Below are 13,261 nucleotides of genomic sequence, written 5' to 3' on the forward strand. Positions count from 1 at the left end.
TTAAAAATGCTAAGCGGAAACATCAAATTAAGCTTCCTTAACAGGTTATAGTCAATTTCTTAAAATGGAAAATCGCTAGTGACTAACTCAAATGAATATGGATAAGGTCCAATAATAAATGCTAAAAAAACCTTCAGAAATAAACAATTTGAAGGATAAAATGCTTTATAAGCGACCACTTTCTGCCTATTTGATTTCCTACTAAAAACAAACTAAAAGTCAAGCTATAATCTGGCATGATTATAGATTAATTTATAATATTAAATATTAAAAAACATTATTGTATAAAAATTAAATCTATAAAATAATTATCTACATTGATCCTTTCCAATCAAAGAATATGATGAAAAATTTATTAATCTTATGTTTAGTTTTGACTTTACCTATGGAGGTTATTGGTCAAATAAAATCGGTAAGTTTTTCTCCTGAGAAAAATCAGATCAATTCTGGACTTCCCCTTCCCTCAGAAGAAAGATTTCTAATTGACGGCCTTCTACCTGAAGGCATACGACGGGTGGAAGTAAAAATCCATAAAACCACAAAAAAAATCAATACCGCTGAAACTTATACATGGAAGGCCGCTTACCTAACAAGTCCTTCTGTTTTTGAAATTTATGTAGCCTACCCACTTAGAAGTAGTGAAAACTATACCTTAAACTTCTATTATTACAACACTACGGATTCCGCGGAGATGGCAGCTGTCAAGGATGCCATTCACACCAATCTGGAAACTTACTTAAAGGCAAATTTTGAAGTCACCAAAAAAGAGGTAAAAGCTTTGGTCTCCCAAAAGGCAATGATCATTCAGTTAAATGAAATAGTTAACCAGGGGCTAAGCAATTATACCCATCAATTGGATCAAGATTTCGCAGGTTTCAGTGATGTCGTAAAACAAAAAATTGAACAGGTTCATGGCGTTAGGTTGAAAAATGCCAAGTTTAATTTATTAAAGAAAAGCAGTGAGGCTGAAGGTACTGACAAAGCTTACTATGCAAACCAACTTATAGACCAGCTTGTGGCCCTTACCAAAGCAGAAACGGATCAATACCTACGATCTAATTTGCTAATGCTGGTGGATATACGGGAGATTGACAATTATCCGACAGAGAAAAAACCCCACTATTTACCAATTAATATCGGATACGCTGGGACCTACTTTGGTGGAGGCTTCAACGACCTGGAATACGGCACCTCTGCATTTGCTGGAATATCATTGCCATTGGGCAATAAAAATTTTACCAAATTCTTAGGAAATGCTTCGATTTCAACTGGCGTATTTTTTTCAAATATGACAGACGGCAATCAAACTGAAATCAGCGGTCCACTTATCGGTAGACCTTCCTACATTGGATTAGGTTACAGTATATTCAGAATATTGCGTTTCAATGCTGGAGCGGTATTAACCTCGTCTACCGTCAACTCAAAATTTGAAAATGTAACCTTATATCCCTTTGTTGGCTTTAGTGCCGAATTCAATATTTGGTTAGGACTTAAACAATAAAAGCTGTGCTCAGAACCATATTTCTACTCATAGGATTATTGATAGGCCAGACAGGGGATCTAATGGCGCAACTGAATCCATACAAGCTCCGGTTAGGTGCGGGTTTAGGGTATTCCAATTATTATGGGGACCTAAGTAATTATCGCCATGAAAAATTTCTGGACTGGAATTCTTTAGGACAAGCTTATTCTTACAATGCCAATTATAACCAGACTCCTTCCCTCTCAATATCTATCGAACAGAGAATTAGTGCTAGCTGGGGGCTTCTTCTCAGTGGTGGTCAATATTCCTTGTCTATGAGTGATAGATTTAGAGACAAAGAGAATCGTTTACAAATAACTGCGCCAAATTTCAACAGGGCCTTAAATTTCAAAACCCAAGTTAGGGACTTGGGTTTAGGCTTTGTTTTCAGAACCGATAATGGAAAAATACTGCTTGAAAATTCATTGATAGCACCCTATTTCACGGCGAGTGGTGGATGGGTGCAATTCAAGCCTAAAGGAGACCTTTTAGATGCAGATGGAAACCAATATGATTTTTCGCAAAATACATTGGAAACCGATGGGACCTTCGAAACAGACTTGAGTGGACTACAAGCATCCAGTGACAATGGCTATAAGGATAACACCTTTTATTTAGCAGCAGGTATTGGGGTAAGATTGAGGTTAACAAAACAAATAGAACTTTATGTCCAATCAGATGTAAAGAGGACCAATACTGATTATATCGATGATGTAAGCGGTACCTCCAGAACAAGCTTTTCCGATGCCTTTCAAGAATACGCAGCCTATCCAGGCATTGCCTTAAGCCCAGGTGGGAGGACTTTTAGAGGTGACGCTCAAAATAACAAAGATTGGTTTTTTAATCATCATTTTGGATTAAAAATTAGCTTATTCCCTTCTAAGAATGTCTTTCGGGCCAATGCAATAAGTCCGTCCTCAACAGCTATTAGAACGGTTACTGAAATAAAGTCTGCTAATTCTAAAACAGACTCTATGGCAATGCTTACAGCTTCTGCCATCGACAATGGTAAAAGTGTCATCAATCCAGAAATTGAAAATAGACCAGAAGATATAGCCGTTTCTATTAAAAGTAATGTTAAAGAAAGCTCTGCTACGGAAGCAACCAAAACCAATAAGGACAGTACGCTTATTTTTTCATCACTTAATTCTCGAAACATTGAGACCGCAGAAAGAACTGATTCGGTAATTGTCTGGCAGTACCCATTTAGAAGAATGCAACCGGAAATGATTTTGCCGCAAGAAACAGAAACGGTATACAGGAGTTACAATGAAAATACTTTGGTGGATGGAAATAAGCCTTACGCAGGTGATCAATATTTAGAGTCTTCTCAGGGCCAAAGTTCCAATTTCAATATTCCTTATCCAATGCCTTATTACAGGAAATCTTCTTCAGTAAACCGTCCTAATTATGTTAACAGCGCCACCCCTCTTGATTCAGTGGCCTTAGGAGATACAACTGCGCTTACCTATTTGGACAGTACTGAAATGGTTACGGGAACTGGTTTCAAGGCGGTTCCAGGAAAAGATCTAGGGGGACAAAAATACAAATTTGCCCAACCTATAAATACAATTCACATGGGTGTCCCACTTCCGTTGCCAAATCCTTCTGAAAAAAAAGCTGAATTAATTGAGAATGGTTTTTATACTGAAATTTATTTTGAATCAAATCAAAGTACCTTATCAGAAAATGAAAAATTAAAGTTAGTACCTTTGGTAAATAGTCTAAACCGAAGTCCCAAGGCAAAAATTTTGGTGAAAGGGTTTGCCGATAATACTGGCAGCACCTCCTATAATATGACACTGGTTGAAAAGCGTGCAGCTGTAGTTGAGGGGATTTTATTAAATCAGTTCGGAATAGCCAAGGACAAGATAGAACGCCAACCTGGCGCCTTATTGATTCGCGGAAGCAAAAGGAGTTCGCGACCGGAGGATCGAAAGGTGGAAGTTCAGGTACGCTATTGAAATTATTCAAGTATATCAACCTAAATATTAAATGAAGCATCTCGTAATTCTAACCGGTGCTGGTATTTCAGCGGAAAGTGGTTTAAAAACCTTCCGTGATGATAATGGTCTTTGGGAAGGCCATGATGTTATGGAAGTTGCCTCTCCTCGGGGATGGGAAAGTGACAAGGAGAAAGTCCTGAATTTTTATAATTTAAGAAGAAAAGCCTGCCTCACAGCTAAGCCCAATGCGGCCCACCTTAAACTTGCAGCCCTAGAGAATTCTTACAAAATAACCATTATTACCCAAAATGTCGACAACTTGCATGAGGTAGCAGGCTCTTCATCCGTCCTGCACCTACATGGTGAATTGTTTAAAGCACAGAGCACTATTGATCCCTCTTTGATTTATCCAATGGATGGTTGGGAGTTAAGCCTAGGCGATAAATGCGAGAAAGGAAGTCAATTGAGGCCTTATATTGTTTGGTTTGGTGAACCCGTCCCCAAAATGAGTCAAGCCATAGTAGAAGTGGAAAGTGCCGATGCTTTGGCAGTGATAGGTACTTCCATGCTGGTCTATCCTGCTGCTGGGCTGATAGACTTTGCGGCCAAAGACATTCCAAAATTTATAATTGACCCTAAAATCCCTGTATTAAATACTCAGGAAAATATTTTTCCAATCAAAGAAAAAGCCAGCATTGGAGTAAACAAATTGGAAAACCTTTTGAAAAATTGGAATTTTAAGCACTAATAAACATATATTTTATAGTTTTGCTATTCACTTTTAAAACTGAGTACTTGGATACGGGATACAGTAAAACGACAGCAACCGAAACCTGCAGCATATTAGCCAAAAACATTGTTAAACTTACCCTTGCAGGTTTCCTCATTGGCTTTTTTCATGCATATGATTTTTGGATAGGTTTATTACTTGCTTGCTACCTTATTTATTCGCTGGTAAAAAGATGGAAGCGAAATGCTGAAGACAAAATGGTCTTCTTAACGGGTACCTTGTTAGGAGGCGTTTTGGGGGTTTGCTGTGAATTATGGGGGATTTATTTTGGTTATTGGGAATACCATGACCTGTCTTTCGATAGGTCTTTCCCCTATTGGCTACCATTTGCCTGGGCCTTGGCATTTACTTATATCTACCAGCTAGAAAAAGACTTGTTTTCATCGTTTAACATCAGTAAAACTTCCACTAAAATTCTACTTTCGATTGTGGTAGCAATGATCTTCCCTACTTATGGAGAAATCATTACCATCAATTTAGGCGTTTGGACTTATCATTGGCCTTTACAAATATTAGGTGTACCATTGTTAGCAATTTTCCTACTCGTGGTCTTTCACACTGGCGTTAATTTTTTGATGGTTAAAATATGTAATCATTTCGGTTGGAAAAATGCAGTCTTCAACCCATAAAGCTGAATTAAAAAATAGTTTGAGTTTACCATTATGACAGGCACAAGGTAAACTTAATAACCCGATCTATTTTAAGGAAGAAATAAAACAAAAAAAGATGATTAAACAGAAACCACCCTATACTGGATATTTCTGTTTAATCATTGTTACAAATTGGCCCTATCCACTTTAAACCCCAAATAAGTAATCTACCTTCTATAAGGCGCTGATCCGCCACGGCAGGCAAAATTAGCCCCTTCATTCCTGTTTTCAATATCACCATAGCAATGCTAAAATCTTCAAACAGCTTGATTTTCTAGCGATTTAAACCCTCCCGGAGCAAAGTTAGGACAGGCTTCACTAATCCAATTGGATAATTCAGGTTATGATTATCTTACAATGGATTGCAAGGTTGCTAAATAAACCCACTTTTGTTCTCTGGATTTCAAACCTTCAAGCATGGCTTCTTGCTCTTTATCCGTCATTTCCATGTCTTCGTACTCCATTGAATTGAAGAACTGAATGTAATCTCTATAAATATTCATGGTTAAATGAGTAGATTTTGCTTCACTTCCTGTTGGAAGTGCAGTCCTTAAGAATCTCCAATCCTCCATTAAGTCATTGTTAATTTTTTTCTGATGGAATGGCAGGAAAATTTCCTCTTCTGCAGTTTCGTATTCTTGGAATTTACCTTCCACCGCCTTCATTAGGTCGAAGGTAGCCAATATTCCAGGTTTGTATTGAAAATCATCCTCTGTTTTCGCGACCTCTAACATATAGCTTCTAACAGCTAAATCACGCATTTCCAGAGAGGATGCGATTTTATCTTTTGCTTGTTCAGCACTCATTTCGGGAAAAGCTTGCACAGCACTATTGATCAAATGATTCATGTTGTTCCCATTCATCATGGATATTGGGTCTTCATAATAGGTGACTGTTACATATTGAAAATTTTCACCCTCCAATTCAGATCCTGATTGAAGTGACCAGAAATCCCAACCTTTAATATGACCATCGTTTTTTTCTTGTTGGTAAACCTCGGCTAGAAATTCTTTATATTCTAAATAATCCAATACTTTATTAGGCTCGACTTTGATAAATTCCAAGACTAAAAATCGTTCATCCTGTCCATAAACATTGACTACTGCCATTACGGATATTAACCAAATAATTAGCTGCTTTTTCATATCTTCTTGTTTTTGGGTTCTAAGCCAATATACAAATTTAAAATAGAAATTAAACCGATTATAAATAATTTTTGCCTTTAAAAATATAATTATTGGAAAATAAAAAGGCCCTAAGTCGGGAAAACAACCGTTAGGGCCTATTTTGTTAGCATAGGGTTAGATAAAGCACTTTTATTCCTTTAAAATGGCTTCTATCTTTGATAATTCCTCCTTCGAAAAACTTAAATTGTTCAAACTATTTACATTGTCCTGGAGTTGAGACGCCTTACTTACACCTACTAAAACTGAGGTGATTACAGGGCTTTTTAAAAGCCAGGCAATGGCCATTTGCGCAAGGCTTTGTCCTCTCTCTTCTGCTAGTGTATTTAACTTTTTTACTTGAGCCAACACTTCAGGTGTGATATTACTAGATTTAAGGTACCTACCATCTTTTATCGCCCGGGAATCTTCAGGAAATCCGTTTAGGTACTTATTGGTTAATACACCTTGTTCCAATGGGGAAAAGGCAATTGCTCCTATACCCGATGCTCCCAATTCAGCTAGTAATTCTTTTTCAACCCATCTATCCATCATATTGTATCTTGGCTGATGAATCAAACAAGGAGTACCCAGTTCTTTTAGTATTTTAGAAGCCTTAGCGGTGTCCGCAGCATTGTATTGAGAAATACCTACATAGAGGGCCTTTCCTTGACGAACAATCAAATCCAATGCTCCCATGGTCTCTTCTAGTGGCGTATCCGGGTCTGGGCGATGGTGATAGAAAATATCTACATAATCCAGCCCCATCCTTTTCAAACTCTGATCCAAGCTAGACACCAAGTATTTCTTAGAGCCAAAGTTCCCATATGGGCCTGGCCACATGTCCCAGCCTGCTTTGGAGGAAATCAATAGCTCATCCCTGTACGCTGAAAAATCCTTTTTGAGAATTCTTCCGAAATTCTCTTCGGCAGCACCATAAGGAGGGCCATAGTTGTTTGCCAGGTCAAAATGGGTAATACCCAAATCAAATGCTGTTCTCAATATTTGCCTGCCTATTTTAAAGTCATCACTATGACCGAAATTGTGCCATAGGCCCAAGGAAATGGCTGGTAAATCAAGACCGCTTTTACCACACCTTCGATACTTCATACCTTCATACCTTGAAGGGCTTGGTGCATAGGTTTCTAAAGGTTCTTTATCGTTAATTGTCATACTATAATTATTGTTTTATGGAAAATATAACTGTTGGAGATTTCAACTATTTGATAAATATATGATGTTATTTTCTGGTATTTTATCCCAAAAAGCCTTTAATAGATAGCGGGTCTCAATCACTCTTTTAACAGGTTTAAGCGCCGACACCACTTCTTCAGATGAAGTGTAAGAATTGCTTAGATCTATAAACCCATAGGCAGAGAGGAATCCATCTTCAAAGAATAGGGCCACTTCTTCCTCCGGGTTTCTTCCCTTGTCTTTTATTAAGAACCTCTCCCCTTCCATCTTCACAGCAGCAAAGACCTCAAGCGCCCTTTCATTGTAATCCTCGGAAGTTTCTTTTCCACAGCAAGCACCTTTGCACTCCCCTACTTGAAAATCATAACAGGCCCCATTCTTTTTTTGGATCCCATTAAGTTTGGGGCAGAGGTTAAATTCCTTGTTCTTATCTACTAAGAACTTCCAGGCTGTAGCATGGCTTGTAAAAGTAGCTAATGGTTGAAAACCTGGAGTAATTTTATTGATTTGAAACCGGGTAAAGTCCTCCCTGTCTGAATAAGAGAAAATGCCCCATGACATTGCCTTTACTTTAAGGGACCTGTTGTACTTTGGCCACAATCTTTTGATCTCCATTGCCTCCAGCAACAATGCCAACAACTCGCTACCTGTAACCTCATAGCTTACATCACAGATCTCACTTTTAAGGTTCAATTTAGCTTTTCCCGTAAAGTGACCATTGAAACGGCTTTGAATATTGATCGCTTTGCCTACATATATAACTTTCCCGTTGGTATCATGAAAATAATAAACCCCAGTAGCCTGAGGGATTTCATTAAACTGTTCCTTGCTAATATTCGGCGGCAATGTTAAAGCTTTGTTTTTGCCTTTTATAGCCTGATCAATAATCCCCTCCTGGTCTGCCTCTAGGAGTTGCTTAAACAATATCGTGGTAGCAAAAGCATCCCCCATGGCACGGTGACGGTTATTTACTACTATTCCCCTGGATTCACACAATCGTCCCAAGCTATAACTTCGAAGGCCTGGAAAAACCTTTCTACTCAGTCGAACTGTACACAGCCGTTTGGGTTTGTACTCCATCCCTTCTTTTTCAAATGCCTGTTTGACAAAACTATAATCAAAACCTACATTATGGGCAACAAACACTTTATCCTCCAATAAACTATAAAGCTCCTCTGCTATTTGGCCAAACGTTGGTGCCCCCTCGAGCATCTGGGAATCTATCCCTGTCAGCCCTGTTATAAAGCCGGGTATTGGGATTCCTGGATCCAATAGTTTTTCATATTGACCAGTAATTTTCTCTCCATCATGGAAAACTACAGCGATTTCAATGATGCTATTGCTAGCATTAAATCCTCCCGTAGTTTCAATATCTACAATTGCATACATAAATAGGTTATAAATAAAAACAATACTCAGCAGAAACAAAATTGATTCCTTTAATTTCTACTTGAATAAAAGTAGCCAAATGTGTAATATTAGCTATTAAACTGAAGAACTAACCAAACAATTTCCTTTAGGGCATCTTTTAATTCAACTACTTAATAAAATACGGAAATAATGAAAGAAAAAGCAGATGCCTGGCAAATGGAATTGACCAAAATCACTTGGGAATTTGAAAAGCTACTAGAAGAATATGACCTTACTACTTTAAACTTAAAACCTGGGCCAGGAAAATGGAGTCCAATGGAAATTATTGACCATTTAATCAAAGTTAATGCTTCCTACTTTCCCATTTTTAAGCAAATAATTGACCAGAATTTTAAGCAACCTCTTTTGGGTAAAGTGCCTTTTTATGGCAAGAAAATTGGAGAACAAATCCTATCCGCTATGAATAAAAACACCAAGGCTAAAACTTTTAGTTCTTGGGAACCATTAGAAAAAATACATAACAATGACTTAAAGGGGCATTTTTTCGACAAACAAGACCAATTGTCTAATTATATTTTAAAGCTAGAGCCTTTTCTAGATCAGAAAATTATGATTTATTCACCCGCCAATAAATGGATTGTATACCCTTTAGACACGGCCATAAAAATAATTTTGAGTCATGAAAAAAGACATCTTTCCCAAATCAAGAAACAAGTAAATCTGAAATAAACCATGAAATCTGAAAAAGAAAAAATGCTCAATGGAGAACTGTATCTTGCATCAGATGAAACACTTAGCAAAGACAGGTTTCAAGCAAGACAATTACTCAAGGAGCTTAACTATAATCTCCCAGGGGACAGCGCACATACTTATAAAATTGTCAAAAAACTTTTCAATAGTGTAGGAAAGGATTTTGGCTTAGAACCTCCTTTTTTCTGTGATTACGGCTATAATATCAATGTCGGGGATCAGGTATTTTTTAATTTCAATTGTGTTCTTTTAGACATCACACCAATAAGGATCGGTAACCGAAGTATGTTTGGTCCTGGAGTTCATATTTATTCCGCCACGCATCCACTCGACGCTAAAACCAGAAGTAGCTTACTTGAGTTCGGCAAGCCTGTTACTATAGGTGACGATGTTTGGGTGGGAGGAGGAGCAATTATTTGCCCCGGCGTCACCATCGGAGACAGAAGTATCGTGGCTGCTGGTGCAGTGGTCACGCGTGACGTACCAGCAGACGTAATAGTAGGTGGAAATCCCGCCAAAATTATTAAAAACATCGATCAAGGGGAGAAGATGGCTTAATTCGCCATCTTCTTTACGTGATTTTCTTTTATTACCCTTCTAAGGATTTTTCCTACGTTAGACTTTGGAAGCTCCTCTACAAAATAAATTTCCTTGGGTACTTTATAGCTTGTCAATGTTCCTCTGGAGAAAGCAATCAAATCCTCAGCCGTGAGTGACTTATCATTGAGAACAACGTAAGCAATCACACGTTCGGTTGATCTTTCGTCAGGAATGCCTATGACGCCTACTTCATTGACCATGTCGTGAGCAGACAATGCATCCTCTACTTCATTAGGATAAACATTAAAACCAGAAACCAAAATCATTTCTTTTTTCCGGTCAACAATTTTGAAAAATCCATCGGCATCCATGACAGCAATGTCTCCCGTTTTAAACCATTTGCCAATAAAACTATCAGCAGTTTCGTCAGGTCTTTCCCAATACCCCGGCATTACTTGAGGTCCTTTTACACACAACTCACCTCTTTCACCTAATGCCAAGTCATTTCCAGCGTCGTCTACTATTTTTACTTCTGTATTTGGCAAAGGAATACCAATGGTGCCAATTCTTTCGGTACCGTCTATGGGGTTACAAGTAACTACAGGAGAAGTTTCGGTAAGACCGTATCCTTCTGAGATAGGAACACCGGTTACTTCTTTCCACCTCTTGGCTACGAATGATTGTAGCGCCATTCCTCCTGCAACGGATATTTTCAATGAGCTAAAATCGAGGGATCTAAACGCTTCTTGATTTAGCAAGCCATTGAATAGCGTATTGACTCCTGTAAAGACACTAAAGGGGTGCTTCTTAAGGGTTTTACAAAATGCCGGCATGTCCCTGGGATTGGTAATTAAAACATTATGGGCTCCTATTTTCATCATCGCAAGACAATTGACCGTCAAAGCGAAAATATGATACAAGGGAAGGGCAGTAATTACTGTTTCTTCCCTTTCTATTAATTTTGGTTTCATCCATGCAGAAATCTGCTGCATATTTGCCACTATATTGGCATGGCTCAACATGGCGCCTTTAGACACACCAGTAGTACCTCCAGTATATTGCAAAAAGGCAAGGTCCTCCCCTTTTAATTGCTGTCTTTCATAGCTTTTGCTCTCGCCTGCCGCCATGGCTTTTTTAAAGCTCCATGCTTCAGGAATATTGTAAGCAGGAACCATTTTTTTAATGTACTTGACTACCAAATTGACTACAGTCCCCTTGAATCCTCCAAGTGAATCCCCAATTTCGGTAATCACAATTTTTTTGACTCCAATTTTTTCTTTGATTTTTTCGAGGTTATGAGCAAAATTTGCGACGATAACAATGGCTTTCACTTCAGCATCAGAAAATTGATGTTCCATTTCAGAGGAAGTATACAAAGGATTGGTATTGACCACAATCAAACCTGCCCTGAGCGCACCAAACATGACTATAGGGTACTGAAGAAGATTAGGCATTTGAATCCCTATTCTATCTCCTTTTTTTAATTTAAACTCATTTTGTAAAAAAGAAGCAAAGTTGGCAGATAACTTATCCAATTCATTGAAAGAAATGGTCTTATCCATGCATTCATAGGCGATTGCATCGCCATATTTTTTTATACTTTCTTCGAAAAGATCTACAGCACTATTGTATTGCTCCGGGTCTATTTGCTTAGGAACGGCTTCCGGATAAAATTTGAACCATGGAAAATCCATCATAATTGTTAATTTGAGTGTATTGATTTGGGCTTTCGTACTAATATATTCAATGTATTTCTTTTATTAAAAGGTTTTTCCTTTTAAAATTTCCCCAAATATTCTACGTACACCTGCTTTCAACTAATATTTTATAGGAAGGCAATCTATTTCTCCTTTCTTTTGTTAGATTAAAAAAGTCATCTAGGTCATTATGCAAAATTATGTTTAGGTTTTTGGCAGGAATCATCACCGCTATAGCTGTTATTTGGTCAATTCAGTATTTTATGGGCAAAAGTGACCAGAAAGAAGAAATACAACTCAATTCAGCATTATTAGAGCAACAAATAAAGCAAGTAGGGAAATTGATCGTAACTGAAGGTCAGTTTTCTCAGGTGCTGAGTTATAAAAATACCAAAAAGAACTATTTCGATATTTTCTCTGCTAACAAAAAAGCATTGGTGATAGTGAATGCAAAAGTAACGATCGCTTACGACTTGAGACAAATTAAAACGGAAATCGACCAGGAAGCCAAGCAAGTGCGTATTCTATTCCTTCCTGAACCAGAAATCAGCATTTATCCTGATCTCCAATATTACGATGTCAGTCAGGATTATTTCAACAAGTTTGATGCTGCTGACTATAACAAAATTAAAGGCAGTGTAGATAAATTGATTCAGACAAAGATAGACCAGTCCGACCTCAAAGGAGACGCAAAAGAAAGGTTGATCAATGAGCTCTCCAAAATTTATATTTTGACGAATACTCTGGGTTGGAGTTTACAATATCAAGAGACGACAATCGCCTCCCCTACTGATTTGAATAATTTAAAATTTTAATCCAAGGATCGAAGACATTGGATAGTAATATTAAGTTGATAACTTAGATCAATATTTTGTCAGTATTGTTGAAAAAAATATCCCCATCTGGGTGTTATGTGCGTTTGCCTAGTTGAGTTTGTAACTACACATTTCTATTATAAGAATTTGCAATTCGAGCGATACTTGTTATTTTTATTTTATGGGAGAAGCTTATCAAATTCGTGATCAAGAAATGCCTTATTTCTTAACCTTCCAAGTAGTAGCCTGAGCAGACGTATTCACCAGAAAAATCTACCGAGATTTTATTTTGGAAAACTTTACGTTTTGCCGACAAGAAAAAGGCTTGTATATGTATTGCTATGTGATCATGAGCAATCATATCCATTTAGTTGTCCAGCAAAAAGACGGGAAGTTATCTGATTGGGTGAGAGATTTCAAGAAATTTACGAGTAAGAAATTGCTGAAAATAATTCTTGAAAACCCGCATGAAAGTAGATGTGAGTGGTTAAAAGTTGATCTTTGAATATCAGGCCAAATTCAATAAGCGGGTAGGTGAAATGCAATTTTGGTTGCATGATAATCATGCAATTGAATTGTTCCAACCGGAAATGATCGATAGTAGGATGACCTATATTCATGAAAACCCAGTGAGGGCTGGCATTGTTGTGAAGCCTGAAGATCTTCTTTATTCAAGTGCTAGAAATTATTCAGGATTGAAAGGCTTAATTGAAGTGGATTATTGGTGAGTTTGACGTATATTCCAATAGTATATTGGAAAGGATAGTAGGGTGTAGTTGCAAACTCACACCCAGTCACCACCATGAATATACTACGCCTAGAG

The 13,261-nt window shown here is 37.7% G+C and carries 13 protein-coding genes; 9 read left to right on the forward strand and 4 right to left on the reverse strand.

Annotated features, from left to right (window positions below; genetic code table 11):
* Positions 1-340 precede the first annotated feature (340 nt).
* The 4 genes from AAC073_RS16820 to AAC073_RS16835 are packed head-to-tail and all read left to right on the forward strand — an operon-like array spanning position 341 to position 4,887.
* Positions 341-1,501 (forward strand): hypothetical protein, encoded by a 1,161-nt coding sequence (locus AAC073_RS16820; RefSeq protein ID WP_339924962.1) that lies wholly within the window; start codon positions 341-343, stop codon positions 1,499-1,501.
* A gap of 5 nt (positions 1,502-1,506) precedes the next feature.
* Positions 1,507-3,486, forward strand: coding sequence for an OmpA family protein (locus AAC073_RS16825; RefSeq protein ID WP_339924963.1), 1,980 nt, complete (start codon positions 1,507-1,509; stop codon positions 3,484-3,486).
* Positions 3,487-3,517: 31 nt separating this feature from the next.
* The gene (locus AAC073_RS16830; RefSeq protein WP_339924964.1) at positions 3,518-4,216 is read left to right on the forward strand and encodes a Sir2 family NAD-dependent protein deacetylase; all 699 of its coding nucleotides are present in this window, start codon (positions 3,518-3,520) and stop codon (positions 4,214-4,216) included.
* Positions 4,217-4,236: 20 nt separating this feature from the next.
* On the forward strand, positions 4,237-4,887 hold the full coding sequence (locus AAC073_RS16835; RefSeq protein ID WP_339924965.1) for a hypothetical protein: 651 nt from the start codon (positions 4,237-4,239) through the stop codon (positions 4,885-4,887).
* A 368-nt stretch (positions 4,888-5,255) separates the two neighbouring features.
* On the opposite strand, the gene AAC073_RS16840 is transcribed toward AAC073_RS16835, so the two are convergent.
* The 3 genes from AAC073_RS16840 to AAC073_RS16850 all read right to left on the reverse strand — a co-directional run bounded on the left by AAC073_RS16840 (position 5,256) and on the right by AAC073_RS16850 (position 8,654).
* Positions 5,256-6,053: a hypothetical protein gene (locus tag AAC073_RS16840; protein WP_339924966.1), complete on the reverse strand. Its 798-nt coding sequence runs from the start codon at positions 6,051-6,053 to the stop codon at positions 5,256-5,258.
* Positions 6,054-6,224: 171 nt separating this feature from the next.
* Complete coding sequence (gene mgrA / locus AAC073_RS16845) at positions 6,225-7,244, reverse strand: L-glyceraldehyde 3-phosphate reductase (protein ID WP_339924967.1); 1,020 nt, start codon at positions 7,242-7,244, stop codon at positions 6,225-6,227.
* Between the two features lie 42 nt (positions 7,245-7,286).
* Complete coding sequence (locus AAC073_RS16850) at positions 7,287-8,654, reverse strand: exonuclease domain-containing protein (RefSeq protein WP_339924968.1); 1,368 nt, start codon at positions 8,652-8,654, stop codon at positions 7,287-7,289.
* Positions 8,655-8,825: 171 nt separating this feature from the next.
* On the opposite strand from AAC073_RS16850, the gene AAC073_RS16855 reads away from it, so the two are divergent.
* Together AAC073_RS16855 and AAC073_RS16860 are read left to right on the forward strand one after the other, a co-directional pair.
* On the forward strand, positions 8,826-9,365 hold the full coding sequence (locus AAC073_RS16855; RefSeq protein WP_339924969.1) for a DinB family protein: 540 nt from the start codon (positions 8,826-8,828) through the stop codon (positions 9,363-9,365).
* A 3-nt stretch (positions 9,366-9,368) separates the two neighbouring features.
* Positions 9,369-9,944 carry a sugar O-acetyltransferase gene (locus AAC073_RS16860; RefSeq protein WP_339924970.1) on the forward strand — a complete coding sequence of 192 codons (576 nt, stop codon included), beginning with the start codon at positions 9,369-9,371 and terminating at the stop codon, positions 9,942-9,944.
* Here the strand turns inward: AAC073_RS16860 and AAC073_RS16865 are convergent.
* Entirely contained in the window at positions 9,941-11,623 is a 1,683-nt protein-coding gene (locus AAC073_RS16865) for an AMP-binding protein (RefSeq protein WP_339924971.1), read from the reverse strand. The two genes, AAC073_RS16860 and AAC073_RS16865, sit on opposite strands and share 4 nt — an antisense overlap.
* A 200-nt stretch (positions 11,624-11,823) precedes the next feature.
* Between AAC073_RS16865 and AAC073_RS16870 the strand changes: the two genes are divergently transcribed.
* The 3 genes from AAC073_RS16870 (at position 11,824) to AAC073_RS16880 (ending at position 13,166) form a co-directional block, all read left to right on the forward strand.
* Positions 11,824-12,438 carry a DUF4230 domain-containing protein gene (locus AAC073_RS16870; protein WP_339924972.1) on the forward strand — a complete coding sequence of 205 codons (615 nt, stop codon included), beginning with the start codon at positions 11,824-11,826 and terminating at the stop codon, positions 12,436-12,438.
* Between the two features lie 289 nt (positions 12,439-12,727).
* A complete protein-coding gene (locus AAC073_RS16875) occupies positions 12,728-12,943 on the forward strand; it encodes a transposase (protein ID WP_339924973.1) in 216 nt (71 codons plus the stop codon).
* Positions 12,933-13,166 (forward strand): hypothetical protein, encoded by a 234-nt coding sequence (locus AAC073_RS16880; protein WP_339925064.1) that lies wholly within the window; start codon positions 12,933-12,935, stop codon positions 13,164-13,166. Before AAC073_RS16875 ends, AAC073_RS16880 begins: the two co-directional genes overlap by 11 nt.
* Positions 13,167-13,261: the final 95 nt, after the last annotated feature.

Origin of the sequence: uncultured Cyclobacterium sp. (genome assembly GCF_963977555.1) — a bacterium.
Classification (GTDB): domain Bacteria; phylum Bacteroidota; class Bacteroidia; order Cytophagales; family Cyclobacteriaceae; genus Cyclobacterium.